Raw genomic sequence first — 25889 nt, forward strand, 5'->3', positions numbered from 1 at the left:
GATAAAGTTTTATCATACAAAATAAGCTTTAAGCATTTAAAAAGCCATGAATTCTTTTAAGTTCTTCAGTAATAGGCTTTTTCTTTCCATCTCTTGTAACACTTACGTAAGTTACTAAAGCCGAAGTTACATTAATGCAAGAAGTACAACCTTGAGAATCCACTCTTTGAGCTGTGACTTCTACTTCAACGCTGATTGAAGTGTTGCCCACATTTACAACTTTAGAGTAACAAGAAATTATATCACCTATAAAAACAGGTTCTTTAAAAACTACTTTATCCATAGAGATGGTTACAACGCGTTCAGGAGAAAGTTCTCTTGCTGCGATAGCTCCTGCTAAATCGATTTGTGAAAGTATCCATCCGCCAAAAATATTTCCTGCTGGATTTGTGTCACTTGGCATAGCTACAATTTTTAATTTTGGTTCTCCCATATCTCTCATTTTTACTCCTTATTTTAAAAAATGAATTATAATTAAAAAAGTTAAAAAGGAGAATAAAAGTATGAATAATTTTAAAGAAATAGCTAAATTGGTTAGAAAATACAAAGAAAGAAATAATGCGTTATATGAGTTTTTAGACAAAGAAGATGTGAGCGAGTATTTTAGATCTTTGATTTCTTTAAGTGAGTTAAAACAAGATAAAACAACTATGCTAGCCATACTTAGGCGTTTGATTGATTTAAAAGAAGAAAATTTAGTTCAAGAGTGGAAAAAAAACAACTTTAAGGAAGATAAGATTATAGAGTTAAAACATAAGTTCTATGAAGAGGTTAGAAAGTTTTATGAAAAAGAACATCAAAATTTAATTAATGAAATAAAAGAGAAAAAACTTTTAAATAATTTTTATCAGTCTTTAATACAAGGAGTGCATAATATAGGTTTAATTATGAATATTTTTGAAATTTCTTGGACTAAAGAAATTATAGAAAAAAATAATAAAATTTTATCTACTCAATTCCCAAATTTAGATGATGCAATGGAATTTTTACGTAAAAATCATTTATATCAAAAAACTCCAGAAGGAGAAATTTGTGAGCGAAGCTATGGTGTTTTAGTTAGAATAGGAAATTTATGGAAATTTGTTCCTTATGCGAGATTTTTCGAGAATGAAATTTTAAAATTAGAATTTGCTTTTGAAAATATGATTGATCAGCTTAAAATATTTGCTAGCAGCGAAGAGGAAAAAGCTTATATAGAATATTTTGAAAAATTAAAATTAGCGTTTTGTGAAAAAGATGAAGATAGGGTTATAAAAGCTTGGCAAGAAGCTGAATTTGCTTGGATGAAAGTAAAATCACCTTTACAAGTGGGACATCCTTTAGAATATTATGAAGATAATTATACTCATGCGGTGGCATTAGAATGGGATATAAGAATAGAAGATGAGAATGATTTTGATGTTTTGAAATTTGGTAGTGAAATTAAGGAAAGTTTTGAACATGTTTATAAAAATATAGGACTTGAAGATTGTGAATTAGAAAAAGAAGTTTTATCTAATATAGAAAAAACTCAACTTTATATTTGCACTCCGATGATATTTTATGGTGCTGAACTTAAAGGTTTGTTTTCAGCTCAAGTCGTTCCAAATGATGAGTTTGTAAGTTCTAAGGCGGGTAAAAAAATATTTGCCTTTATAAATTTTGTATATGAAAATGCCAAAACAAAGCCTTTTATGAAAATTTCTAGCGAGGTTTTTGATAAAGAATTTTTGGATTTTGGAAGAAATATTTTATTTTATCAGGAAAAAATTTGGAAAAGGGTTTATGAAGTATCGACCATAGGCCATGAATTTGGTCATATATTTTTTATTGCTAATGATACTGAAAAAACAATGAATCAGAGTGGTTTTTTTAAAAATATAGAAGAATATAAAGCTACTACAGGTGGACTTATAAATTTCTTTTATCACGAACAAGATGACTTGATAATGCCTGTTTTTCATGAACTTATAAAAAGAGCTATTGGACTTATTTCTTGGCAAAGAGTTGATGAAGTTAGACCTTATTATACAGAAGGACTTATTCATCTTAGTTTGCTTTTTGAAAGTGAAGTATTGATTTTTGAAAATAATAATTTGAAGATAAATTTTGATTTAGGACATTATGAAAAATTTAAAGAACTAACTTTAAAAAATTATCATGAATTGGCAAAACACTATGCTTTAAGACTTGATGCAAAAGAGTTTTTAAGTAGATTTTGTGAAATTGAAGATAATATTTTTCTTCCTATTATGCCTAAGTGTAAAGAATTTGTTAAATTTTATTATGATTTATACGAGAAAATTGGTAATGAAATTGATAATAGCGGAGAATTTGAAAGATATAAGAAAAAATAATAAAGTTTTTTGAAAAAAACTTAAAAAAAGCTGTTTTTTACTTGATATTGTTTTTTAAATATGCTAAAATTAGGCGTTTCAATTAAAACAAAGGAGCTTTTATGACTAAAGCAGATTTCATTTCATTAGTTGCTCAAACAGCTGGGCTAACAAAAAAAGACGCTACTACTGCTACTGATGCAGTTATTTCTACTATTACTGATGTTTTAGCTAAAGGTGATAGCATCAGTTTTATTGGTTTTGGTACTTTTTCAACTCAAGAAAGAGCTGCTAGAGAAGCTAGAGTACCAAGCACAGGAAAAACAATTAAAGTTCCTGCTACAAGAGTTGCAAAATTTAAGGTAGGTAAAAACCTTAAAGAAGCTGTTGCAAAAGCAAGCAACAAAAAGAAAAAATAAAACTTCGGCTAGATAAATTCTAGCCTTCTTTCTTGATTGATTCGGATATTTTGCATCTTTTATTTACTTTATTTTTTTAAACTTTTATAAAACTATCATTATTAAATAAAAAAGGATATTAAAATTATGAAAGTACATGAAAAAGTAAGTGAGCTTATAGGAAATACTCCCATTATACATTTGAAAAAATTTGGTATCAATGTTTTTGCTAAATGCGAATTTTTAAATCCTAGTCATTCTATAAAAGATAGAGCAGCTTTTGAAATGATTAAAGATGCTTTAGATAGTAAAAAAATTAATCAAGATACTACAATAGTTGAAGCAACTAGTGGGAATACTGGAATTTCTTTGGCTATGATTTGTGCAGATTTGGGACTTAAATTTATTGCTGTAATGCCTGAATCTATGAGTTTAGAAAGAAGAAAAATGATAACACTCTTTGGCGCTAGGTTAGAATTAACTCCTGCAAATTTAGGAATGAAAGGAGCGGTTGATAAAGCAAATGAAATATTGTTAAATACTCCAAATTCTTTTATGATTTCTCAATTTGAAAATATTTCAAATAAAAATGCGCATCGTAAGAATACGGCTTTAGAAATTTTAAGAGATTTGGATAATAAACTTGATATTTTTGTAGCTGGTTTTGGAACTGGCGGTACTATTAGTGGAGTTGGGGAAATACTAAAAGAAAAATTAGAAAAAGTGCATATTGTTGGAGTCGAGCCTCTAAATTCTCCATTGCTTAGCAAAGGTGAAGCGGGAAGCCATAAAATACAAGGAATAGGGGCGAATTTTATACCTGCTATTTTAAATAAAGAAGTTATAGATGAAGTGATCACGGTAAGTAATGAAGATGCTATAAATACAGCCAAAGAACTTGCCAAAAGTGGTTTAATGGTAGGTATATCAAGTGGAGCAAATGTATTTGCCGCAAGTATGCTAGCAAAGAAATTTCCAGATAAAAGAATTTTAACTATGCTAAACGATACGGCTGAAAGATACCTCTCAACTGATCTTTTTGCTTAAGTATGATTATTGAGAATTTAGAAAAATTCTAAGTTCTCTTAAAATTTCTTGTGGATTTAAATCGCTAATTTCTTTATAAAAATGACCTTTTTCATCAATAAGATAAAGCATATTGCTATGTGCTATAGAATAACCCATAAAAGAATCATTTAGATCTATTTTTTGATATTGAATATTATATTGTTTTGTTATTTTTTGAAGAGTTTTTTCATCTTTTGCAATTAAAGCATCTGCTTTTGGGTAAAAGTATCGTAACCATTCGTTTGTATTACTTAAGTTATTATCTCTATTTAGATCTAAAGAAATAAAAAGAAGGTGAGCCTTAGGATTATTGATTTGCTTTAAGGCTTTGCCTACTAAACTAAGAGTTGCCGGACAAACATCAGGGCAATAAGTGTATCCAAAATAGATAATAAGCTTATCTCCTTTAAAATCTTTTAGGGTGGCTTCCTCTTTTAAATCTGATTTCAAGATAAAATCATAAGAATTTTGATGATTTTTAATAAAAAATATTACACCTAAAATAATGGCAACTATAACTATAAATAAAATAATATTTTTTTTCATTTTTTTAGCTCAAAATCAAAATAAAACCCTATGGGTTTATTATTATCCATAAATTCTACCCTAAAACGCATAGTATCTAAAACACAAGTAGCAAGAACTATTTTGCTTTCATAGTCTGTTGAATTTAATCGATGTATTTTAGGCTTAATTTCACCCATATACATATTTAATCCATAAATTTTAATTCCTAAGTTGTTATAATTTCCTAGATTTACAATCTTTAGATTTGTAACATCTAAAGATTGTAAGGGTTTAGGATTTAGGGAAATTAAGACTTCTTTATTATTAAAACTATATGTGCAGTCTTTAACATTAAGATCGCAAGTCAATGGGGTGGAAAAATCAGCTTTTGTTATTTTTTGAGAATCTTTTATTATATAAAAATCAAAAATAATATATAAAGTAGCAATAACAAAAGCAAAAGCTAGGATAAAAATAATTTTTCTCATTAATTAGAATTCTTTAGAATCAATATTTTTTAACTCTATGGTTTTGTGATTATTAAATTTTAAATCTAAATTTACCTTCATATCTTTAATAATAGGTTTTTTTAGTTTTAAAAGCATTATATGGTAACCTCCTGATTTAAGCTCTGTGCTTGAATGAGCTTTTATAATAATTTCAGGAATTTTTTGCATCATCATTTTTCCATCTTTGTGTATATGTGTATGCAGTTCACTTGCTTCACTGATATCGCTTTTGACGCCTATTAAAGCAATATCTTTATCAGTATTATTAAAAATGGTAAGAAAAATAGCACTATTTTTCGCATGAGGTGGAGTTTGTTTTACAAAAGCATTTTTTACCTCTATATCATTAACAGCCCAAAGATTTACAGCAAAAAGAGCGCCTAAGAGAAGAATTTTTTTCATATTTGCATCCTTATTTTTATAATATTAAATATTTGTTCATTATATCAAAAAATATTTTTATTTGAATATAAATTTTTTAAAATCTTTCAATGTGTATTACCTGTTTGAAAATTTTTTGCATAGTAACATCACAATCAAAGAAAAAACCAGCTGGATAAAAATTCAACCCTAAATCTAGAATCATTGGTAATACTTCTATCTATAAAATTTATAAGAATATCACCATTAACTATATAAATTTTTTAGGAATGATATCGCCTATATTAGGAATTTAAACTATAAATTTTAATCTTTAAATTAGAATAATGAGGAGAATTTTTAATTTTTATAGTAGTTTTATTGAAAATTTTTATAGGTTTTGGGTAGGCTGAAACTTCAATATTTTTTTATTAAAAGAAAAAACACAATCTTGTAAATTTAAGTCACAAGCTAGATCTTGGCATGTATTTAAGCTAAATATACTTTCTTTTTATCATATAATGCATAAAAAGCTAAAAACAAAATGCCTAAAAAGATATTTCTATAAAAATTTCTTACCACTATAGACAACCTTTTAAAACAAGCCTTTATGATTTATAAAAATTATATCATAAATAAGGTCGCATTATTAATATAATTAATATTTTTTAAGAAAAAAAATATTATAATCACAAACATTTTTGACTTAAAAAATTTTGAAATACCTAAGGAAAAACATTGTTAAAACGACTTACTTTATTAATTACACTTTCTTCATTGATGTTGCATGCCTCAGATCTTGTTAAAATTTATCTTAATCAAGGGTTAGATGCTGTTGGCGTAGCGATTGAAAAAGAATTAACTCAAAAGGATTTTTGGTTAAGTGAAATAGGAGATAAAAATATTTCACTCGGATATTATGATGATAATGTTGCTATCGTGCTTGCAAATAAAACAGATAAAATTCTCCGTGTTTATTCTTACGAGGATGGAAAAATAAGAAAAGATTTTGAACAAAAAGAAATAATAACTGGATTAATGGGCGATAAAAAAATAGAAGGAGATTTGAAAACGCCAGTAGGTTTTTATGAGCTAGGTCGTAAGTTTAATCCAGGTGATCCTTATTATGGTCCCTTTGCTTTTGCTACAACTTATCCAAATTTACTTGATAAAGTACAAGGAAAAACAGGTGGTGGTATTTGGATCCATGGCTATCCTTTAGATGGTTCTAGACTTGATGAATTTAAAACAAGAGGGTGTATTGCTTTATTTAATAACAATTTGGAGAAATTTGCACAAGTTGTGCAAGACAAAAAAGTTTTTGTTATGACAGAAGAAAAAGAAAAAATTAGAGCTAAAAAGGATCAAATAGCTAGTTTATTGGCTGATCTTTTTACATGGAAACTAGCTTGGACAAATAGTGATACTAATACCTATTTAAGTTTTTATGATGAGCAAGAATTTAAACGTTTTGATAAAATGAAATTTGAACAGTTTGCTTCCATGAAAAAATCTATTTTTTCTCGTAAAGAAGATAAAAAGATTAAATTTTCAGATATTAATATCAGCCCTTATCCGAATTTAGAAAATGAAACTATGTATAGAATTTCATTTTATGAGGATTATTACACTAAAAACTATCAGTTTAGAGGCGATAAAATTTTATACGTTAAGATAGATAGTAAAGGTAAAATGAAAATTTTAGCAGAGCAATAAATGTCTTTAATAAAAATTGATCAAAAAGCTTATGAATATAATTTAAGACATATTGCTAAAAAAATAGGGAGTTTTCAAAGATTAATTTGCGTTTTTAAAGATAATGCATATGGACATGGAGCTAAGCTTTTAGCTCCATTAGCCAAAAATTTAGGAGTTTCTTTTGTTGCTGTTAAGAGTGAAGAAGAAGCTCAAGAAATCGAAGAATTTTTTGAGAATATATTAATACTATCACATCGTCCTCATGGTAATGAAAATTCTCGATTTATTTATGCTTTAAATGATATTTCCCAAGTAAAAAAATACAAGCAAGATATAAAAATACATCTAAAAATAGATACAGGCATGCATCGCAACGGAATTTGTGTAGAAAATTTAGAGCATGCTATAAATCTTATTCGAAGTAGTGATTTAAAACTTACTGGAATGTTTACACATTTTGCTAGTGCAGATGAAATGGATGGAAGTTTTTTTGTTCAAAAAGAAAATTTTCAAAAAGCTAAAAAGATAGTAAAAAAATATTTTTCAAATTTATTATTTCATTCGCATAATTCTGCAGCATTATTTAGAGGGAAAATTCCTGAAGATGAATATTGTAGAGTTGGGCTTGTTCAATTTGGATACGGGGAATCAAATTTAAAAAGAGTTTTAAGTTTGTATGCTCATAGATTAAGTCAAAGGATTTTACAAAAAGGACAGAGTATAGGATATGGAGGCATTTTTACTGCTGCAAAGGATATGGAAGTAGCAACTTATGATTTGGGTTATGCTGATGGTCTTTTCCGTTACAATGGAAAAGGGGAGTTAGTGCTTGGAAATGGAAAAGTAATACTTGGAAAGATGTCAATGGATAGTTTTTCTTGTGAAAATTCTGGCGAGGAAATTTGCGTGTTTAAAGATGCTGATATTTGGGCTGATTTTTTTCATACTATTAACTATGAAATTTTAGTAAAATTAAACCCTAACATTCAAAGAGTTTTAGTATAAATATGTTTAATATAGTTTTAGTTCACCCTAGAATACCGCAAAATACAGGTAGTATAGGTAGAATGTGCTTTAATGCTGGTTTTAAACTTCATATTGTTAAACCAACTGTTTTTGATGTTTCTCAAAAAGCTGTTAGAAGAGCAGGGCTTGATTACTGGGATAAATTAGAGCCTATTATTTGGGAGAATCTTGAAGAATTTTTAAATGAAAATATTATTTATAAAAATCGCTTTTTTTTCGCAACAACTAAGAGTCAAAAAGCTTATTTTGATGCAGAATTTCAAAAAAATGATTTCTTATTCTTTGGAAGTGAGAGTTATGGCTTACCTATGGAATTAATGCAAATAAATTGGGAAAATGCTATAACTATACCTATGAAATCTTATGGAAGAAGTTTAAATTTAGCTACAAGCGTTGGTATAATTTCTTATGAAGCTTTAAGACAAAATTTTAGCAATTTTGTTTCTTAAAAGTTTCAAATTTACACAATAACTTAAAACAAATAAAATCATAAAGTCCTTTTTATAAAAATTATGTTAAAGTAAAATTTAGATTATTTTTTGAGGAGTTTGGATGAATTTAGATATTATGCTAGATTTTGCCAATAAAGCGTCTGATATTATAGCTAATAAGATTGTCCCAAATACAGACATTATTATGGTAGTTTTACTTATTGTTTGTGGGCTTTATTATAGTTTTTTAACTCGCTTTGTTCAGTTTCGTATGTTGAGTTCTGTATTTAAAATTCTTACAGAAAAAAACAAAGGACACACTAAAGAACATATTTCACCTTTTCAGGCATTGATGATCTCAACTGCTTCTAGAGTTGGTATAGGAAATATCGCTGGAATTTCTTTGGCATTGGCTACAGGTGGCGCTGGTGCTTTATTTTGGATGTGGGTTATGGCATTTTTTGGTGGTGCCTCAGCATTTGCTGAAAGTACCTTAGCTCAAGTTTACAAATCAAAAGATGATACAGGTGGTTTTAAAGGTGGTCCAGCTTATTATATAAAAAAAGCCTTAGGCTCATATTTTTTTGGAGCTTTTTTTGCTTTTATTCTTATTATTACTTATGCTTATGGATTTAACGGACTTCAAAGTCAAACAATGACTTCGTCTTTTAAAGTTTATTATGATATGTTTAATCCAAATGCTGCTGTAGATTTTGCATCAAGTTCTTGGCCAATGATTATTGGTATTGTTTTAACTATTTTTGGTGCATGGATGTTTTTTTCTCACCATACTAAAATAGGTAAAATTAGTTCTTTAATTGTTCCTTTTATGGCTTTAGCTTATGTTTTACTTGCCGTGATTGCTGTTTTAATGAATTTTGATAAAATTCCTTCTGTGGTTCATATGATTTTACAAAGTGCTTTTGATTTTAAAGCGATTTTTGGTGGTTTTGCTGGTTCTGCTTTAGTTATAGGGATTAAAAGAGGACTTTTTTCAAATGAAGCGGGTATGGGCTCAGCACCTAATGCAGCTGCAGCAGCTTTGACAAGTCATCCAGCCAAACAAGGTGTTATACAAGCCTTTTCGGTTCTAATTGATGTTGTTGTTTGTACAAGTTCTGGATTTTTAGTTCTTTTTTCTATGGCATATTTAGGGCTTGGAGAAAGTAAAATTGATGGTGGAATGCCTTTAGTTCAAGAAGCTATGCGTGAGTATTATGGTAGCTTTGGAATCCATTTTATTACTATAGCTATTGTTCTTTTTGCAATAACTTCTTTAATAGGAAATTATTATTATGCTCAAGCTAATGTTAAGTATTTAACAAATTCCAAATTTGCAATGAATTTGTTTAGAATTACAGCTGTGGCTATGATTTTTATAGGTTCTCAAATGAATTTAAAACTTGCTTGGAATTTGGCTGATTTGACTATGGCCTTCATGGCAACGACAAATATTATATCTTTATTGCTTTTAGGTGGTATAGTAAATAAAGTTTTAAAAGATTTTAATACACAACAAAAATCTGGTATAGATCCTAAATTTAACGCTAGCAAACTTGGAATTAAAAACGCTGAATGTTGGGATTAAAATTCATAAGCCTTAGTGGCTTATGAATTAATGATTTAAAACTTTGTTTAAAAATTCTCTCAATCTTTCATTGTTAGGATTTTCAAATACTTCTTTAGGGCTTGAATCAACAGCAATTTTTCCTTTATCCATAAAAAATATACGATTGGCAACATTTCTAGCAAAACCCATTTCATGGGTTACCACAAGCATAGTTAAACCTTCTTTTGCAACATCTTTCATAATGCTTAGAACCTCACCTATCATTTCAGGATCTAGAGCTGAAGTAGGTTCATCAAATAAAATAACATCAGGATTCATCATCAAGCTTCTAGCAATAGCTATGCGTTGTTTTTGTCCACCAGAGAGCTTATGGGGCATTATATTTTCTTTGTCTGCTAAACCCACCTTAGCAAGAAGTATTTTTGCTTTTTTTATGGCTTCTTCTTGACTTAAAATTCCTGTTTTAATGGGCGTTAAACATAAATTTTCCATAACATTTTTATTAGCAAAAAGATTAAAATGCTGAAATACCATGCTAACTTTTTGCCTGATCTTATTAATATCAATTTCTTTATCAAGTATGTTTTGCTTATTGATTAAAATTTCCCCACTATCAGCTACTTCTAAGCGATTGATGCAGCGTAAAAATGTACTTTTTCCGCCTCCACTTGGACCTATGATAGCTATTACATCGCCTTTTGAGATTGTAGTGTTAATATTTTTTAAAACTTCTAATTCTCCATATTTTTTTTGTAAATTTTTAACTTCAATCATTTTTATTCATCCTAAGTTCAAGTTTTTTTGCAAAATAACTAAAAATTTTTACACTTACGTAATAAACAAGTCCAGTGAAAATAATAGGTTTTGGATTGTAAAGTACGGCTTGCAAGCTTTGACTTTGCATGGTAATATCAACAACACTAATAAATCCTACAACAGAAGTTTCCTTAAATAAAGAAATAAATTCATTAGCTAATGCAGGTAGAATGTTTTTAGTAGCCTGAGGAAGAATAATTTCTTTCATTGAAGTTTTGTAATCAAGTCCCATTGCTCTTGCAGCTTCCATTTGTCCTTTATCCACACTATTAATGCCACTTCTTACAATTTCTGCTATATAAGCCGAGCTATTAAGTCCTAGTGCAAGAATGGCTGCATAAAGGTTATCTATAAAAGTAAAAATTACAAAAGCAAAAATCATCAATTGTAAAATTACTGGTGTTCCTCGTATAATGTCTATATATTCATCTATAATAAAATTAAGTGTTTTAAATTTAGAGAAGCGTAAAATAGCTAAGCTAAAACCAATAATCACTCCGATAATAACAGCACAAGCAGTTAATAAAAGCGTAATAAGATAACTTTTTAAATAAGCTTTTGCGTTTTCTGTATAGCCATAGCTTACAACTCCACTAGGATCTTGAATTTTTAATATTTCTATCGGGAAAGAAAAATAGCCCCATAAAATAATAATAACAAAAAAAACAAAAATTCTTATATTTTTCTGATTCAATTTGTAAACCTTTTCAGAGAAATTATTTAAAAAAAGATTTTATAGAAATATCTTTGAATTTTCTCTAAAGATTTAAAAAAATATGTTAGAATTTCCTAAAAATAAGGTTGTATTTATGGAAATTTTAGATTTCATTCTAATAGCTATTTTTGTGTTTTTAATGATTGTTTTGGTCATAGGATTCAATCATCAAATGATGCAAAAAAACAAAGAAAGAGAAGAAAGATTTAAAAAATATAAAAAAGGAGAACAAAATGAGTAAAAAAGTATTAATTCCATTGGCTCAAGGTTTTGAAGAAGCTGAATTTATAGGAATTGCAGATGTTTTAAAACGAGCAAGAGAATTAAATCCAGATTTGGAAGTTGTTATAGCTTCGCTAAATAGTGAGTTATTAGTAAAGGGTGCTAATGGCATTAGTGTAAAAGCAGATTATTCTATAGAGGATGTTGATATAGAAAATTTAGATGCCATTGCTTTGGCGGGTGGTTTTGAAGGTATGATGAATCTTAAGAATTCAAATATTATTTTAAATATCATTAAACAACTTCATAGCAACAATAAAATTGTTGCCGCAATCTGTGCTTCTCCTATAGTCTTAAATGAAGCAGGTGTTTTAGAGGGCGAGTTTGCTTGCTATCCTAGTTGTGAAGTTGGACTTAATGGAAATCGTGTTAACAAGGCTGTAGTTGTAAATAAAAATGTTATAACTTCAGCAGGTCCAGCTACGGCAATTCTTTTTGGTTTAGAATTAGCTAAAAAGTTATGCGGTGATGAAATTTATCAAAAATTATATGAGGGAATGTTGCTACCTTTGACAAAATAGTTTAAATGGTAGTTTTTCTACCATTTAAATTAAAATAAAGCTTGAGGATTTTCTTTTTTTGTTTTTTCCTTAGGCAGTTCAAAACCTCCAAGCATATGAAAATGCAAATGAAAAACTTCTTGTCCACTATTTTTTCCACAGTTTGTTACCAAGCGATATCCACTTTTATCTACACCTAAAAGAACAGCTAGTTCTTGTATGAAACTTGTCATTTTGGCCATAAGTTCAGGATCAAATTCTTGAAAGTCTTTAAAATGTTTTTTAGGGATTATAAGTATATGTATGGGTGCTTTGGGTGCAATATCATGAAATGCTAGAAAATCGTCACTTTCAAGTACTTTATTGCATGAAAGTTTACCTTCAACTATGAGTTCAAAAATTGTTTTTTCTTGCATTATTTATCCTTTTTTATTGTTGGTTTGATACAATTATATCTTTAAAGTTTGGTTTTTATGCTGAATTTAAAATAGTTTTTAATAGAATTAGAACTTGAAATATTTTATTTTAAGGTGAGAAAATTGCAAAATTTTATAGAACAGATTCAAAAATGTGAGAATTTAAATGATTTGGAAGCTATTAGGATTTCCGTTCTTGGAAAAAAAGGTATTTTAACAGAAGGCTTTACAAAACTTAAAGAGTTAGAAGATGAGGCGAAAAAAGAATTTGCTGCTAAACTAAATGCACAAAAAGAAATATTTAATGAGGCTTATTTAGCCAAATTTAAAGATTTGGAAAATCTTGCTTTAGAAGAAAGAATGAAACAAGATGCTTTAAATTTTAACTATTTTGATGAAAGTATTACAACGGGTGCCTTGCATCCTGTTATGAGCACCATGGATAAAATCATAGAGTATTTTATAGCTTTGAATTTTAGCATAGAAAAAGGGCCTTTAATAGAAGATGACTTTCATAATTTTGAAGCGTTAAATTTGCCTAAATCTCACCCTGCAAGAGATATGCAAGATACCTTTTATTTTGATGATAAAAGGCTTTTAAGAACACAAACTTCGCCAGTGCAAATACGGACAATGCTTGCACAAAAACCTCCTATTAGGATGATAGCCCCTGGTGCTGTATTTAGAAGAGATTTTGATATTACGCATACTCCTATGTTTCATCAAGTTGAAGGCCTTGTGGTGGAAGAAGGGCAAAAGGTTAGCTTTGCAAATTTAAAAAGTGTATTGGAAGATTTTTTGCGTTATATGTTCGGAGATGTGAAAGTTCGTTTTCGTCCAAGTTTTTTCCCATTTACAGAGCCTTCTGCTGAAGTTGATATTTCTTGTGTGTTTTGCAAAGGAAAGGGTTGTAGAGTTTGCAAACATACAGGTTGGCTTGAAGTTTTAGGATGTGGAATAGTTGATCCTAATGTTTATAATTTTGTTGGTTATGAAAATGTAAGTGGTTATGCCTTTGGATTGGGAGTAGAGCGTTTTGCAATGCTTTTGCATCAAATTCCAGATTTAAGATCTTTATTTGAAGGTGATTTGAGATTATTGGAGCAGTTTAGATGATAATTACTAAAAGTTGGTTGAATGATTGGTTAGAACTTGAAGAAATAAGTTCGGATAAAATAGCTAAAACTTTAAACTCTATAGGTATAGAAGTTGATAGGGTTGGCGCTTTAAAGGCTCCAGATAAAGTTGTTGTAGGCTATGTTAAGGAAAAAATTAAACATGAAAATTCAGATAAATTAAGCATTTGTCAAGTTGATATCGGAAGCGAAACCTTGCAAATTGTCTGCGGTGCTGCGAATGTTGATGCAGGACAATTTGTAGCTGTTGCAACTAAAGGTGCTATCATGCCAAACGGTATGGAAATAAAAGAAGCAAAATTACGAGGAGTGGATTCTTGTGGTATGCTTTGTTCTAGTTTAGAACTGGGTTTTGAAAAAATCAATGAAGGAATTATGCTTTTAGATGAGAGTATAGGGAAATTAGAACTTGGGAGACCTTTAAATACTTATGAAATTTTTAATGATGAGCTAATAGAAGTAGAACTTACTCCTAATAGGGGTGATTGTTTAAGTATTTATGGCATTGCTCGTGATTTAGCTACAGCTTTAAATTTAAATTTAAAAGAACCAAAACCATTCAAAGAAAGTGAAAATGTTTTAGGTATTGGTAGAATTTTGCGCTTAGCAGCTGAGAAAGAACTTAATGGACTTTATAATTATCGAGCCATAGAGCTAAAAGAAGAAATTCGAACAAATTTATTGCTTAGTTTAAGACTTGCTCAAATTGAAAGTTTGGGAAAAAATTCCATAGAAAATTTATTAAATTATGCAACGCATTCAACTGGTGTTCTTTTTAATGCTTATGATTTAAGTAGTTTTTCTGAAAAAGATGAAGAATTTACCATCAATTTAAGCAAGCAAATGCATGGAGAAACAAAAGTATCTTACAAAGATAAACTTTTAAGCTTTAGCGGAATTTTCCAAAATAATGAAAGTAGATGCAAAGATGATTCTAAAATAATTATTATTGAGGCTAATTATACCGATCCATTGGTGATTGCAGATGCTAAAATATATCATAAAGATCAAGATGAAAAAATACTTTATAGAAGTTTTAGGGGAAGTGAGCCTAAATTAAATTTAGGAATGGATTTTTTACTTAGTATTTTTGAGCAGATTCCAAATCTTGTTATTTATAGTTCTTCTCAACAAATTTTAACCGACAAAGAATTACCAATCATACCAATAAGTATTGAAAGTATTGGCGATATAATAGGGCAAAATGTTGATAAAGATGAAGTATTAAAAATATTGAAAAAATTAGGTTTTGAACTTATACTTTCAGGCGAAGGGCTTATAAATGTTAAAGCACCTTTACATCGTCCTGATATTAAAAATTTATCAGATATTTGCGAAGAAGTTGTAAGAATTATAGGTATTGATAATATTGCTTCCAAGGGTTTAGAATTTGTAGAAAAAAATCGTTTAAATTCTGCATATAAAAATTATATTGAGTTTTTAAATTTAAGGAAAAGAGCAGTAGCTAGTGGTTATTTTGAAAGCTTACATTATGTTTTAGACAATGAAGAAGAACTTAAAAGATTGGGTTTTGACTCTGTTAAATTAAAACTAATCAATCCAATTACAGCAGAACTTAATACTTTAAGAACAACCCTTTTAAATCATTTATTGAATGCAGCAAGTTTAAATGCAAAAAATTCTAAAAAAATTATTAAACTTTTTGAACTAGGGGTTGTTTTCAATGTCAATAATCAAGAATTAAATCGTATCGCATTTATCCATTCTGGCTTAAAAGAAGAAGCTAAAATTTCCAACAAGGCAAAACCTGAATCGGTGCAATTTTATGATTTTCTTTTAGACATTAAAAATATTATAGGCGATTTTAAACTAAAATCATCAAAATATAATATTTTAAGCCCTTATGAACAAGCAGATATTTATCTATCAGATATTAAAGTAGGTTTTATAGGCCGTTTGCATTTAAAAATAGAAAATGAGAGAGATTTGCCAAAAACATATATTTGCGAACTTGATTTAGATTTAATTAAGCAAGATTTTAAAATAGCTAAGCCTTATTCCAAATTCCCAGCTATCACCAGAGATCTTAGCGTGTTAATACCTAAAGGTTTTGAATACAATCAGATTAAAAATTGTATCGAAGAATTAAATTTAGAAATACTTGAAAATTTTCGTTTAGTTGATATTTATAGCGATGAAAACCTTAAAGAATTTTATAGCATTACCATAAGTTTTTCTTTTAGGGATATAAATAAAACTTTAGAAGATAATCAAGTAAATGAATGCATGGATAAAATTTTAAATACTCTTAAAAATTTGGGTCTTGGTTTAAGATGAAAATTTACAAATTGCAAACCCCTGTAAATGCTACACTTGAAAATATAGCAGCAGATAAAAGCATATCTCATCGTTTTGCTATATTTTCGCTTTTAACACAAGAAGAAAATAAGGCTCAAAATTATCTCTTAGCTCAAGATACTTTAAACACTCTTGAAATTATAAAAAATCTTGGAGCTAAAATTGAAGAAAAAGATTCTTGCGTCAAAATTATACCCCCTAAAGAAATTTTATCTCCAAATTGTATTTTAGACTGTGGAAATTCAGGAACTGCTATGCGTTTGATGATAGGATTTTTAGCAGGAATTTCTGGTTTTTTTGTTTTAAGTGGAGATAAGTATTTGAATAATCGTCCTATGAGAAGGATAAACAAACCACTTACTCAAATAGGCGCTAGAATTTATGGAAGAAATGAGGCAAATTTAGCTCCACTTTGTATAGAAGGTCAAAATTTAAAAGCTTTTAACTATAAAAGCGAAATTTCTTCAGCTCAAGTTAAAACAGCTATGATTTTATCTGCTTTTAGAGCTGATAATGTATGCACTTTTAGTGAAATTTCTCTTAGTCGAAATCATAGTGAAAACATGTTAAAGGCTATGAAAGCTCCGATAAGGGTTAGTAATGATGGCTTAAGTCTTGAAATAAGTCCTTTAAAAAAACCTTTAAAAGCTCAAAATATAATCATTCCTAATGATCCTTCTTCGGCTTTCTATTTTGCTTTAGTAGCTATTATTTTGCCTAAATCTCAAATTGTTTTAAAAAATATTTTACTTAATCCTACTCGTATAGAGGCGTATAAAATTTTGCAAAAAATGGGCGCCAAACTTGAAATGACAATAACTCAAAATGATTTTGAAACTATTGGTGAGATCAGGGTAGAGTCTAGCAAGCTTAATGGCATAGAAGTTAAAGATAATATCGCTTGGTTGATAGATGAAGCGCCTGCTTTGGCCATAGCTTTTGCTTTAGCTAAGGGTAAATCTAGTTTAATAAATGCTAAAGAATTGCGCGTTAAAGAAAGCGATAGGATTGCTGTGATGGTTGAAAATCTAAAGCTTTGTGGTGTTGAAGCTAGAGAACTTGATGATGGTTTTGAAATAGAAGGTGGATGCGAACTAAAATCTTCAAAAATTAAAAGCTATGGGGATCACCGTATTGCTATGAGTTTTGCTATTTTAGGTTTGCTTTGTGGAGTTGAGATTGATGATAGTGATTGTATAAAAACTTCTTTTCCAAATTTTATAGAGATTTTATCAAATTTAGGAGCTAGGATTGATTATTGAATTAGCAAAAAACTATGGTTTTTGTTTTGGTGTTAAAAGAGCTATTAAAAAAGCAGAACAAATAAAAGATGCCGCAACTATAGGTCCTCTTATTCATAATAACGAAGAAATTTCTCGTTTACAAAAAAATTTTAATGTCAAAACTTTGGAAAATATAAAAGCTTTAAGCAATGAAAAAAAGGCTATTATAAGAACTCATGGTATTACAAAGCAAGATTTAGAAGAATTGAGAAAAAAAGATATAGAAATTTTTGATGCCACTTGTCCTTTTGTTACAAAGCCACAACAAATTTGCGAGCAAATGAGCAAGGAGGGTTATGAAGTTGTTATTTTTGGAGATGAAAATCATCCCGAAGTTAAAGGAGTAAAAAGTTATGTAAGCACAAAAGCTTATGTAGTTTTGGATAAAAAAGAGCTTCAACATATAAAACTTCCTAATAAAATAGCTGTAGTAAGCCAAACAACTAAGAAGCCTGAACATTTTATGGAGATAGTAAATTTTTTAATACTTAAAACCAAAGAAGTAAGAGTTTTTAATACTATATGTGATGCAACCTTTAAAAATCAAGATGCCATTAAAGAACTCTCGCTTAAAAGTGATGTTATGGTTGTTGTAGGGGGTAAAAACTCAGCCAATACAAAACAACTTTTTTTGATTGCAAAAACCAATTGTGAAGATAGTTATCTAATTGAAACCGAAGAAGAGTTAAAAAAAGAATGGTTTTTAGATAAAAAACATTGTGGTATTAGTGCAGGTGCTAGTACTCCTGATTGGATCATACAAAAAGTTATCGCCAAAATAGAAAATTTTAAAATTAATTAAAAAATGTTTTCAATATAGAATAAAAAAGTCAAAAATTTAAAAAAAATTAACAAAAATAAAAAAACTTAACACTAATTAAAGAAAAATAAGGTAAAATCAATCAATTTCTAAAAATTATTTTAAAGGACCATAATGAGCGAGGTGAACAAAAAAGTTCAAGGCATTGTAGACGATTATCTTGAGGAAGAAGATTTTGGACAGCTTTTAGAGGCTTTTGATAAATCAAGAGAAGAGGCTACAACAGAGGGTGTGATTGTAGAGATCAAAAATGATGAAGTTTATGTAGATATAGGTAAAAAATCTGAAGGTATTTTAGCTCTTAGCGAAATACAAGATGACAATTCTAAGTTATTATTTAATGTAGGCGATAGTATTAAAGTTTCTGTTATGGGTTCTCGTGGTGGCAGATCTTTACTTTCTCATAAAAAAGCTTTGAGAAAAGAAAAAGTTATTGAATTTATTAAAAACTATCAAGAAAATCAAGATGATATTTTTACCGTAAAAGTAGTTGGAAAAAATAAAGGCGGATTGATAGTTGTTGATGAAAATGATGTTGAATTTTTCTTGCCAAAATCTCAATATGGCTTCAAAGAAACAAATAACATTATAGGCAAAACGTTTAAAGTTAAAATTATTAAAATCGACAAAGATGAGCAAAGTATCATTGTTTCTCGTAAAAAAACTTTAGATGAGGAGAGAAGAAAACGCAAAGAATTGATCAATAATGTAGCACAACAAGAAGATTTAATTGAAGGTATTGTGAAAAAAATTACCACTTATGGTATGTTTGTAGATGTAGGAGGTGTTGATGGCCTTGTTCATTACAGCGAAATTTCTTACAAAGGACCTGTAAATCCTGGAACACTTTATAAAGAGGGCGATAAAGTTCCAGTTAAAGTAATAAAGTATGATAAAGAACGCAAACATTTATCCTTATCTATAAAAGCGGCTTTACCTGATCCATGGAGCGAGATAAAAGATACTCTTGATGTAGGTGATACCATTAAAGTAATAGTATCAAATATAGAGCCTTATGGTGCTTTTGTAGATTTAGGAAATGATATAGAAGGATTTTTACATATCAGTGAAATTTCTTGGGATAAAAACATCAAAAATCCAAAAGATTATATCAACAAAGGTCAAGAAATTGATGTTGAAGTAATTGAAATCAATCCGAATGAAAGACGCTTAAGAGTATCTTTAAGAAATTTACTTTCTAGACCTTTTGATGAATTTATGAAATCTTACAAAATTGCAGATGTGGTTGAAGGAGAAATTACCTCGGTAACTTCTTTTGGTGCATTTGTTAAACTTGGCGGTATTGAAGGTTTATTGCATAATGAAGATGCTTCTTGGGATAGAAACGATAAGTGCAAAGATAAATTCTCCCAAGGGGATAAAATCAAAGTAAAAATTATCAAAATAGACGAAGAAAACCAAAAAATATCATTAAGCACAAAAGAATTAAGCAGTTCTCCAGTGCAAGAATATGCCAAAATTCATAAAGTCGGCGATATTGTAAAAGGCGCTATCCGTGATATTAAAGATTTTGGTGTTTTTGTAGAGCTAAGTAAAAATGTTGATGCTTTAATTCATAAAGAAGATATAAGCACTTCTATGCTTGAAAATTTGAAAATTGGCGACGATATTGAAGCTGCTATAGTTTTTATTGATGAAAAGAAAAATAGAATTCGCCTAAGTGTTAAAAATCTTATTAGAATGAAAGAAAGAGAAGTTCTTAATGAAATCAATAATGATGATAAAGTGACTTTAGGTGATATCATTAAAGATCAGCTAACTTAATGAAAAAATACATTACAATAAGCATTTTGAGTATTTTATTACTCATTTTGCTTGCTGTTGTTTTTACATTGCTTTGGCAATTTAAAGCTAATGTAAATTTCATTCCACAATTTGCTAAAGATACAAATACGCAGCCAAGCATTCAAACCCAAAATCAAGATCTTTCATGGCAAGAAGAATTAGCAAAATGGCCTACACGAGATTTTACCCCAGCAGCAGAAAAATTTACCTTATATTTTGATGCGGATACTAGCGAGCTTAAGGAGAAAAATAAATATTATCAACTTATAGTTGGAAAATATGATATTTATTCTATGTTTTGCTTAAGACAGACTTTAAATTCTTTTAATGTGAAGTATTTTCTTCTTAAATCAGGTGATAGTCCAGAAATCTTTTTGGATACAGGTAATGAAAAACTTATAGATGATATTATGAAAGAATTAAAAAAATATAAAATAAATACAGAAGTAAAGGAAATTTGGTTATGAAAAAAAAGATTATAGTATGTGATGCTATTTTGGATAAAGGTATCGATATTCTAAGAAAAGCTGAAGATATTGAGCTTATAGAAGCTGCAAAAGTTCCAAAAGATGAACTTATGCAAATGCTAAGCGATGTTGAAGTTGCTATTACTAGAAGTTCTACAGATGTAGATATAAATTTCTTAAATCATGCCAAAAAATTAAAAGCGCTTGTGCGTGCTGGGGTGGGCGTAGATAATGTTGATATTCCAGAGTGTTCTAAAAGAGGAGTGATTGTGATGAATGTCCCAACTGCAAATACTATTGCCGCAGTTGAACTAACAATGGTACATCTTTTAACATCAGCTAGAAGCTTTGTCAATGCTCATAATTTTTTAAAAATTGAAAGAAAATGGGAAAGAGAAAAATGGTATGGCATTGAATTGATGAACAAAACGCTAGGGGTTATAGGTTTTGGAAATATAGGTTCAAGAGTAGCTATCCGTGCTAAAGCATTTGGTATGAAAATTTTAGCCTACGATCCGTATATTTCTGCTTCTAAGATTACAGATTTAGATATGGAGCAAGCAAAAAATTTGGATGAAATTTTAGAAAAAAGTGATTTTATTACCATTCACACACCAAAAACCAAAGAAACCAATGGTATGATAGGAAAGCAAGAAATTGCAAAAATGAAAGATGGAATAAGATTAATAAATTGTGCTCGCGGAGGATTGTATACAGAAGAGGCTTTATATGAAGGTTTAAAAAGTGGTAAAATAGCATGGCTTGGTATAGATGTATTCAATAAAGAACCTGCGACTAATCATCCTCTTTTAGACTTTGAAAATATTTCAGTTACTTCTCACCTAGGAGCAAATACTTTAGAAAGTCAAGACAATATCGCAAGAGAAGCTTGTGAGCAAGCACTAAGTGCAGCACGAGGCGTGGCTTATCCTAATGCCTTAAATTTGCCAATTAAAACCGAAGATTTACCACCTTTTGTAGCTCCTTATATAGAACTTGTTTCTAAAATGGCTTTTTTAGCTGTTCAAATTGATAAAAATCCTATAAAAAGTATTAAATTAGAGGCTGAAGGAATTATTGGCGAGTATGCAAATTCTATGCTAACCTTTGCAGCTGTTGGTGCTTTGGGTGGAATTTTAGGAGAGAAAATTAATTATGTTAATGCAGAATTTGTTGCCAAAGAAAAAGGAGTTGAATTATCTTGCGAAACTCTTCCAAATAGTGGTTATAATAATAAACTTAGCGTTAAAATTATCACCGAAAATTCAAATATCAGTGTTTCAGGAACAGTGTTTAATGAAAATGAACAACGCATAGTTGGATTAAATGGCTTTAAAACTGATTTTAAGCCAAAAGGGAAAATGATTATTTTTAAAAACAAAGACATACCAGGAGTTATAGCTAAAATCAGCTCCGTTTTGGCAGCTAAAAATATCAATATAGCTGATTTTAGGCTTGGTAGAGATGGTTTTGGGTATGCTTTGGCTGTTGTTTTGATTGATGAAAAAGTTCAGAAAGAAGTATTAGATGAACTAAAACAATTAGAGGCGTGTGTATTTGTCCAATATGTTGAAATTTAAAATTTTAATTATAGAAGATGATATAGATTTAAACGAACTGCTTGTTTTAAAGTTAAAATCTAGTGGTTATGAAGTTATATCTTTAGTGGATTTTTTTGGAGTTGAAGATTTGCTCGATAATGAGCAAATCGATCTTTTAATAGTCGATAGAAATTTGCCCAGTGGAGATTCTTTAGAAAAAATTCAAGATTTAAGAGAGCAAGGATATAAAGAAGCAGTTATTTTTCTTACAGCCAAGGCTTTGCATCAAGATTTGCTCGAAGGCTTTGAAAGTGGTTGTGATGATTATGTTTGTAAACCTTTTGATTTTAATGAGCTTTTGCTTCGCATTAAAGCAATTTTAAAACGCCATAAAAAAGAAGAAGAAAAACTATCTTTTGGTGATTTTATTTTAGATTTGGCTAATTATGAATTCTTTTACAAAAATCAAAAATTAGAAATCTCAAATCTTGACTATGAGCTTTTAAAATATTTTTTTGAAAATCCAAATACCTTGCTTACTAGACAATTTTTAAGCGAAAGCGTTTGGAAAGATGATACTACAAGTGATAAAACAATCAATATAGCTCTAACAAGACTTAGAAATAAATTTCCAAAACTAAAAGATCATATTATAAGCGTTAGAGGTGTTGGCTATAAATTATGCTAAAAACTAAAAATATTTTTATAGTTTTTTTTGTTGTATTGGCTTTGATTTTTGGGTTTATTTTTTGTACTTTTACTAACTCTTATCTTAATTTCTTGCTTATAAAACAATATGAGCAAAAAATCAAAAGCCTTGATGATGTTTTAAAATTTTCTCTCTTAGAACATTTAAATGATGCTAATATCAAGGATTTTGCTAAAGATACTAGGGCTGATTTTATTATCCTAAACAATGATATGAAAATAAGTTCTGTAAAAAATCCTGATTTTTTTTCTAATCTTAAAGAAGGAAAAATTTTAAATTTCGATTCAAAAAAAATTCTCACTAAAAGCTTTATTTACAAAGGATATAAATATATTATTATTGTTTATCCTCGTTTTTTAGATTTAGAACTTTTTTGGACAAAAATGGCAATCGGTTTTGGAGTGTCCTTGCTGTTTGTTTTTATTTTAATGTTGTTGCTAGGTAGAAGAATAGAGAAAAATTTTAATAAAATTTTGGATTTTTTAGATTCTATAGGGGATCATAAAGTTGTTATATTAGAAAAAGGAATGTTTAAAGAATTTAATTTGCTAAATGAGAAGCTTTTAAAAACTAAGGATAAAATTCTAAAGAATACCCAGAAAAATAAAAAACAAAGCGATAAAATCACTTTAAAAAATACTCAGCTTGCTAGTGTGATTTCTGCTATTTCTCATGAGCTTAAAAATCCATTAAGCGTGATTGATCTTAGCTTAGAGATGCTAAAAGATGAGAAATTGGAAGATAAAAAATTAAAAAAGGAATTGCTAGAAAAAATTTCGCGTCAAAGCATTAAGCTTAATGCTTTGACCCATAAGCTTAATTTTGTTTTTAATCTTAATAGTGAAGCCTTGCAGATGCAAGAATTTGATCTTTTTTCTCTGTGTGAAAAAATCACTAAAAACCCAGGCTTTGAAAGAGTTGTATTGCAAGGTAAAAGCACGAAAGTTAAGGCTGATGAATTTTTAATCGAGCAAGTGATTATAAATTTGCTTTCTAATGCTTTAAAATATAGTCAAAAAGAAGTCATTTTAACAGCAAGAGATCAAAAGATAATAGTGCAAGATTTTGGAAAAGGTATAGAAGAAGATAAAATAAAATTGATTACAAAAAAATTTTATAAAATTGATGTAAAAAGTGATAATTCTTTTGGTTTGGGACTTTTTTTAGTAAAGAAAATTTTAAGTATACATAAAAGTTATCTTGAAATTTCTAGCACTTTAGGCTATGGTTCTAGTTTTAGTTTTAAACTCAGTCAAGGATAAAAAATGGCTCTTATAGATTTAATTGAAGCTTCAAAAAAATTTGGAGACAAAATAGTTTTAAATGAAGTAAATTTTAGCGCAAACGAGGGAGAAAAGATTGCCATTATAGGCAAAAATGGAGAAGGAAAATCTACTTTTTTAAAAACGCTTTTAGGCGCACTTCCTTTAGATAGCGGTAGAGTAATAAGACAAAATGGAAAAAGCATAGCCATGCTTTCACAAACCGTTGATTTTAACGCAAATTTAAGTGTAAAAGAAGCCATCAAGCAAGAGCTTGCAGAAATTTACAATGCCTTAGAAGAATATGAAATACTGCATAAAAAATTAGAAGAAGATCCTAGCAATAAAGATTATCTTAAAAAAATAGATACGCTTATGACTTTGATTGATAGTAAAGATGCTTGGAATATAGAATCTAAAATAATACGCGTTTTAAAAGAATTTAGTTTGCTTGAGTATGAAAATCGTATTATATCTACTTTAAGTGGTGGAGAAATACGCCGCGTTGGCCTTTGCATACTTTTACTAAAAAATCCTGATATTTTATTGCTTGATGAGCCAACTAATCATTTAGATGTATATATGACAAGCTTTTTAGAAGAATTGCTAAAAAATTCAAAGATGTGTGTGATTTTTATTTCCCATGATAGATATTTTATTGACGCTATAGCACACAAGTGTATAGAAGTGGAGCAGGGTAAACTTAGTATTTTTAAAGGCGGATATGCAAACTATTTAGAGAAAAAAACACAAATTTTGCAAAGCCTTGCTAAGAGCCATGAAACTCTTTTAAAGCAATTAAAAAGCGAAGAAGAATGGCTTAGAAGAGGGGTTAAGGCAAGACTTAAAAGAAATGAAGGACGAAAAGAACGCATTTTTAAAATGCGTGAAGAAGCGAAAAAAAATCCCGGAGCAATCAAACGCTTAAAACTTGAAATTTCAAGAGCGGCCTTAAATTTTAATGGAGGAAAAACGATCAATCGTAAAAAAATGCTTTTTGAGCTTAAAAATATAAGCAAAAATATAAACAATAAAAATCTTTTTAAAGATTTTTCAACGCGTATTTTACAAGGTGAACGCATAGCTATCGTAGGAAGAAATGGTTGTGGAAAATCGACATTGTTAAAAATTCTTCTAGGGCAAATAAAACAAGATAGCGGTGAAATAAAACGCGGAGAGCTTAAGATAGGATATTTTGATCAAGCTAGAAGCTTGGTAAATTCTGATAAAAGCTTGCTTGAAATTTTTTGTCCCAATGGTGGAGATAGGGTTGAAGTTCGTGGTAAAAATATGCATGTTTATGGATATTTGAAAAATTTTTTATTTCCTAAGGAATTTTTAGATAAAAGTGTGGCTCTTTTAAGTGGTGGAGAGAAAAATCGCGTTGCTTTAGCCTTGCTTTTTACTAAAGAATATGATGTTTTGATTTTAGATGAGCCAACTAATGATCTTGATATAGCTACGATTAATATACTAGAAGAATACTTACTTAGTTTTGAAGGGGCTATTTTGCTAGTATCACACGATAGATATTTTGTTGATAAAATCGCAACAAAACTTTATGCTTTTGAGGGAAATGGATATATAAATATTTTACACACTCTTTATACTGAATATCTTGAAAATGAAAAAGAAATTGAAGAATTGGATAATTTTGCTTTAGAGCTTCAAACCCAAGAGCAAAATAATAACCAAAAAGAAAAAAGCTCTAAAAAATTAAGCTACAAAGAAAATGAGATATTAAAAAACCATCCTGAAAAAATAGATTTTTTAGAGCAAAAGATAGCTAAATTAAATCAAGATTTATCCGATCCAAATGTATATCAAGAAATAGGTATTAACAAGCTTTATCAAGAGCTTGAAGTAATGCAAAAAGAACTTGAAATTTTAGAAAATGAGTATTTTTTAGTATTAGAGAAAAGTGAGAATTTATAA

The 25889-nt window shown here is 29.1% G+C and carries 26 protein-coding genes and 1 pseudogene; 19 read left to right on the forward strand and 8 right to left on the reverse strand.

What is annotated here, in order from left to right:
• Positions 1–28 precede the first annotated feature (28 nt).
• Positions 29–442 (reverse strand): acyl-CoA thioesterase, encoded by a 414-nt coding sequence (locus AJ936_RS00650; RefSeq protein ID WP_052949397.1) that lies wholly within the window; start codon positions 440–442, stop codon positions 29–31.
• Between the two features lie 61 nt (positions 443–503).
• Here AJ936_RS00650 and ciaB point away from each other — a divergent pair, with 61 nt between their 5' ends.
• The 3 genes from ciaB to cysM all read left to right on the forward strand — a co-directional run bounded on the left by ciaB (position 504) and on the right by cysM (position 3760).
• Entirely contained in the window at positions 504–2336 is a 1833-nt protein-coding gene (gene ciaB, locus AJ936_RS00655) for an invasion protein CiaB (RefSeq protein ID WP_060816510.1), read from the forward strand.
• 101 nt (positions 2337–2437) lie between these two features.
• A complete protein-coding gene (locus AJ936_RS00660) occupies positions 2438–2734 on the forward strand; it encodes an HU family DNA-binding protein (RefSeq protein ID WP_002861608.1) in 297 nt (98 codons plus the stop codon).
• A gap of 126 nt (positions 2735–2860) precedes the next feature.
• Complete coding sequence (cysM, locus tag AJ936_RS00665) at positions 2861–3760, forward strand: cysteine synthase B (RefSeq protein WP_070210065.1); 900 nt, start codon at positions 2861–2863, stop codon at positions 3758–3760.
• Between the two features lie 6 nt (positions 3761–3766).
• Here cysM and AJ936_RS00670 read toward each other — a convergent pair whose 3' ends face one another.
• From AJ936_RS00670 to AJ936_RS09850, 4 genes and pseudogenes are all read right to left on the reverse strand, one after another.
• A complete protein-coding gene (locus AJ936_RS00670; protein ID WP_070210066.1) occupies positions 3767–4327 on the reverse strand; it encodes an SCO family protein in 561 nt (186 codons plus the stop codon).
• Positions 4324–4776, reverse strand: coding sequence for a hypothetical protein (locus tag AJ936_RS00675; protein WP_053872823.1), 453 nt, complete (start codon positions 4774–4776; stop codon positions 4324–4326). The genes AJ936_RS00670 and AJ936_RS00675 overlap by 4 nt, the downstream gene beginning before the upstream one ends.
• A 3-nt stretch (positions 4777–4779) precedes the next feature.
• Positions 4780–5199 carry a copper chaperone PCu(A)C gene (locus AJ936_RS00680; RefSeq protein WP_053872822.1) on the reverse strand — a complete coding sequence of 140 codons (420 nt, stop codon included), beginning with the start codon at positions 5197–5199 and terminating at the stop codon, positions 4780–4782.
• 86 nt (positions 5200–5285) lie between these two features.
• A pseudogene (locus AJ936_RS09850) lies at positions 5286–5742 on the reverse strand (hypothetical protein).
• A 153-nt stretch (positions 5743–5895) separates the two neighbouring features.
• Here AJ936_RS09850 and AJ936_RS00690 point away from each other — a divergent pair.
• From AJ936_RS00690 to AJ936_RS00705, 4 genes are all read left to right on the forward strand, one after another.
• Entirely contained in the window at positions 5896–6873 is a 978-nt protein-coding gene (locus tag AJ936_RS00690) for a murein L,D-transpeptidase family protein (RefSeq protein ID WP_004305957.1), read from the forward strand.
• Entirely contained in the window at positions 6874–7860 is a 987-nt protein-coding gene (locus AJ936_RS00695) for an alanine racemase (protein WP_002861602.1), read from the forward strand.
• A 2-nt stretch (positions 7861–7862) separates the two neighbouring features.
• Complete coding sequence (locus tag AJ936_RS00700; RefSeq protein WP_053872821.1) at positions 7863–8330, forward strand: tRNA (cytidine(34)-2'-O)-methyltransferase; 468 nt, start codon at positions 7863–7865, stop codon at positions 8328–8330.
• A gap of 103 nt (positions 8331–8433) precedes the next feature.
• Positions 8434–9900: a sodium:alanine symporter family protein gene (locus AJ936_RS00705; protein WP_070273948.1), complete on the forward strand. Its 1467-nt coding sequence runs from the start codon at positions 8434–8436 to the stop codon at positions 9898–9900.
• A 27-nt stretch (positions 9901–9927) separates the two neighbouring features.
• On the opposite strand, the gene AJ936_RS00710 is transcribed toward AJ936_RS00705, so the two are convergent.
• Together AJ936_RS00710 and AJ936_RS00715 are read right to left on the reverse strand one after the other, a co-directional pair.
• Positions 9928–10656 carry an amino acid ABC transporter ATP-binding protein gene (locus AJ936_RS00710; RefSeq protein WP_070210068.1) on the reverse strand — a complete coding sequence of 243 codons (729 nt, stop codon included), beginning with the start codon at positions 10654–10656 and terminating at the stop codon, positions 9928–9930.
• Positions 10649–11392 (reverse strand): amino acid ABC transporter permease, encoded by a 744-nt coding sequence (locus AJ936_RS00715; protein ID WP_002861598.1) that lies wholly within the window; start codon positions 11390–11392, stop codon positions 10649–10651. The genes AJ936_RS00710 and AJ936_RS00715 overlap by 8 nt, the downstream gene beginning before the upstream one ends.
• A gap of 82 nt (positions 11393–11474) precedes the next feature.
• On the opposite strand from AJ936_RS00715, the gene AJ936_RS00720 reads away from it, so the two are divergent.
• Together AJ936_RS00720 and AJ936_RS00725 are read left to right on the forward strand one after the other, a co-directional pair.
• Complete coding sequence (locus AJ936_RS00720; RefSeq protein ID WP_079860285.1) at positions 11475–11654, forward strand: hypothetical protein; 180 nt, start codon at positions 11475–11477, stop codon at positions 11652–11654.
• On the forward strand, positions 11647–12216 hold the full coding sequence (locus tag AJ936_RS00725; RefSeq protein WP_070210070.1) for a DJ-1 family glyoxalase III: 570 nt from the start codon (positions 11647–11649) through the stop codon (positions 12214–12216). Before AJ936_RS00720 ends, AJ936_RS00725 begins: the two co-directional genes overlap by 8 nt.
• A gap of 29 nt (positions 12217–12245) precedes the next feature.
• Here AJ936_RS00725 and AJ936_RS00730 read toward each other — a convergent pair whose 3' ends face one another.
• Positions 12246–12611, reverse strand: a complete 366-nt coding sequence (locus AJ936_RS00730) for a histidine triad nucleotide-binding protein (RefSeq protein ID WP_070210071.1) — start codon at positions 12609–12611, stop codon at positions 12246–12248.
• 123 nt (positions 12612–12734) lie between these two features.
• On the opposite strand from AJ936_RS00730, the gene pheS reads away from it, so the two are divergent.
• The 10 genes from pheS (at position 12735) to abc-f (ending at position 25889) form a co-directional block, all read left to right on the forward strand.
• On the forward strand, positions 12735–13727 hold the full coding sequence (pheS, locus tag AJ936_RS00735; RefSeq protein ID WP_002852567.1) for a phenylalanine--tRNA ligase subunit alpha: 993 nt from the start codon (positions 12735–12737) through the stop codon (positions 13725–13727).
• Complete coding sequence (gene pheT, locus AJ936_RS00740) at positions 13724–16045, forward strand: phenylalanine--tRNA ligase subunit beta (protein ID WP_070210072.1); 2322 nt, start codon at positions 13724–13726, stop codon at positions 16043–16045. The genes pheS and pheT overlap by 4 nt, the downstream gene beginning before the upstream one ends.
• The gene (aroA, locus tag AJ936_RS00745; protein ID WP_004305942.1) at positions 16042–17328 is read left to right on the forward strand and encodes a 3-phosphoshikimate 1-carboxyvinyltransferase; all 1287 of its coding nucleotides are present in this window, start codon (positions 16042–16044) and stop codon (positions 17326–17328) included. Before pheT ends, aroA begins: the two co-directional genes overlap by 4 nt.
• The gene (locus AJ936_RS00750) at positions 17318–18151 is read left to right on the forward strand and encodes a 4-hydroxy-3-methylbut-2-enyl diphosphate reductase (RefSeq protein ID WP_002861592.1); all 834 of its coding nucleotides are present in this window, start codon (positions 17318–17320) and stop codon (positions 18149–18151) included. Before aroA ends, AJ936_RS00750 begins: the two co-directional genes overlap by 11 nt.
• A 132-nt stretch (positions 18152–18283) precedes the next feature.
• The gene (locus tag AJ936_RS00755; protein ID WP_053872271.1) at positions 18284–19954 is read left to right on the forward strand and encodes a 30S ribosomal protein S1; all 1671 of its coding nucleotides are present in this window, start codon (positions 18284–18286) and stop codon (positions 19952–19954) included.
• Positions 19954–20442: a hypothetical protein gene (locus AJ936_RS00760; protein ID WP_044780501.1), complete on the forward strand. Its 489-nt coding sequence runs from the start codon at positions 19954–19956 to the stop codon at positions 20440–20442. Before AJ936_RS00755 ends, AJ936_RS00760 begins: the two co-directional genes overlap by 1 nt.
• Positions 20439–22022, forward strand: coding sequence for a phosphoglycerate dehydrogenase (serA, locus tag AJ936_RS00765; RefSeq protein WP_044780500.1), 1584 nt, complete (start codon positions 20439–20441; stop codon positions 22020–22022). The genes AJ936_RS00760 and serA overlap by 4 nt, the downstream gene beginning before the upstream one ends.
• On the forward strand, positions 22009–22671 hold the full coding sequence (locus AJ936_RS00770; RefSeq protein WP_004305935.1) for a response regulator transcription factor: 663 nt from the start codon (positions 22009–22011) through the stop codon (positions 22669–22671). The genes serA and AJ936_RS00770 overlap by 14 nt, the downstream gene beginning before the upstream one ends.
• Positions 22665–23954 (forward strand): sensor histidine kinase KdpD, encoded by a 1290-nt coding sequence (locus tag AJ936_RS00775; RefSeq protein ID WP_044779238.1) that lies wholly within the window; start codon positions 22665–22667, stop codon positions 23952–23954. Before AJ936_RS00770 ends, AJ936_RS00775 begins: the two co-directional genes overlap by 7 nt.
• 3 nt (positions 23955–23957) lie before the next feature.
• A complete protein-coding gene (gene abc-f, locus AJ936_RS00780) occupies positions 23958–25889 on the forward strand; it encodes a ribosomal protection-like ABC-F family protein (RefSeq protein ID WP_044779239.1) in 1932 nt (643 codons plus the stop codon).

The sequence above is a fragment of the Campylobacter sp. BCW_6877 genome, assembly GCF_001762445.1.
Classification (GTDB): Bacteria; Campylobacterota; Campylobacteria; order Campylobacterales; family Campylobacteraceae; genus Campylobacter_D; species Campylobacter_D jejuni.